The organism is Duganella caerulea (assembly GCF_040362985.1).
GTDB lineage: Bacteria > Pseudomonadota > Gammaproteobacteria > Burkholderiales > Burkholderiaceae_D > Rugamonas > Rugamonas vulcania.
Map to the genome: position 1 here is coordinate 1 of NZ_BPWJ01000032.1, position 1,064 is coordinate 1,064.

The window sequence follows — 1,064 nt, forward strand, 5'->3', positions numbered from 1 at the left end:
GGTTTTTTTTGGCTATGTAGCGGCTAGGTGTGGAAAGACTCCGACGGAGGCCTTGAGTAAGGCCAGCGGAGCATTGATCCGGTGGGCGTCCAAGGCCCATCGCCATCCGAGATAGTTGGGAAGATAATGGGTCGCCACACCATGGAAGCGGTCCAGCCATTGGCGGCAACGGCTGTGATAGGCGTTGACGTTTTGGATATGGATCGCGCCTCGAACACGGTGCTTAGCGCGCAGGTTTATTGACTCGTAGCTGATATCCGCGTCGCGTGCGAAATAGCGATATACCGCATTGGAATCGCTAACGAGTAGCACGTCTTTATCGAGCGCTGGCAGCAGGCATTGGCGCAGTTGCGCCTTGCTGACGGGGCCACGTCCGGTCACGAAATTGAGCGTCTGCCCAGTTCTATCACGTGCCACCAGGATGCAAACTTGCTCCTTCGACGTGCCGCGCTGACTTGCTGCACCGCCCCGCTTTCGAGGCGGCCTCGATATTTGTCGTGCGCCTTTTTCTGACTCCAATAAATACATCTCGTCCGCTTCAGCAATGCCATGCAGGTGCTCGGGTCGATCATTTTTTACCCAAGCAAGAAAGCGATGACGCCAGCGGAAGCTGGTATTGCGACTAATATTGACAGCCGCTGCTGCCTTACGAATGGTGAGAGAGTCGAGCAGGCATTGATGGTAAGACAACCACTTATACCGCAGCCGTAAGTGTGCCAGCGGCGTCCCAGTCAATGGATTGAAGGTCTTTCGGCACACGCGGCACCGGTAACGAGGCAGGCCATGTGCTTGGCCATGCTTGTATAGCTCTGTCGCACCACAATGCGGGCAGGCTAAACACCTGGCGCTTAGAAGTGCCGCCAATTCCCCCGCGCCATCTTGGGCTGAAAGCTCTGTCAACGTCGCTGCTACCCTCTCACGCTGCTTGGGCGAAAGTGCGTCCAGCTGCTTAACTAATGCTTGAAAATCTAATTTTTTCATCGCCGTCTCCCATCAGTCCGTATTGCTTAGACCGATGGGGGAGCTAGCCGTTCAACACTTAGGCGCTACATAGCCTTTTTTTT

General features: G+C 55.1%; 1 protein-coding gene. It reads right to left on the reverse strand.

Translation table 11 applies throughout. From position 1 onward, the window contains the following. Positions 1-12: 12 nt before the first annotated feature. A complete protein-coding gene (locus tag ACUJB0_RS31700; RefSeq protein ID WP_444848730.1) occupies positions 13-981 on the reverse strand; it encodes an IS1595 family transposase in 969 nt (322 codons plus the stop codon). Positions 982-1,064 lie beyond the last annotated feature (83 nt).

Excerpts from the sequence above, each read along its gene's own strand:
- ACUJB0_RS31700 (WP_444848730.1), bottom strand. The coding sequence starts at position 981 with ATGAAAAAATTAGATTTTCAAGCATTAGTTAAGCAGCTGGACGCACTT.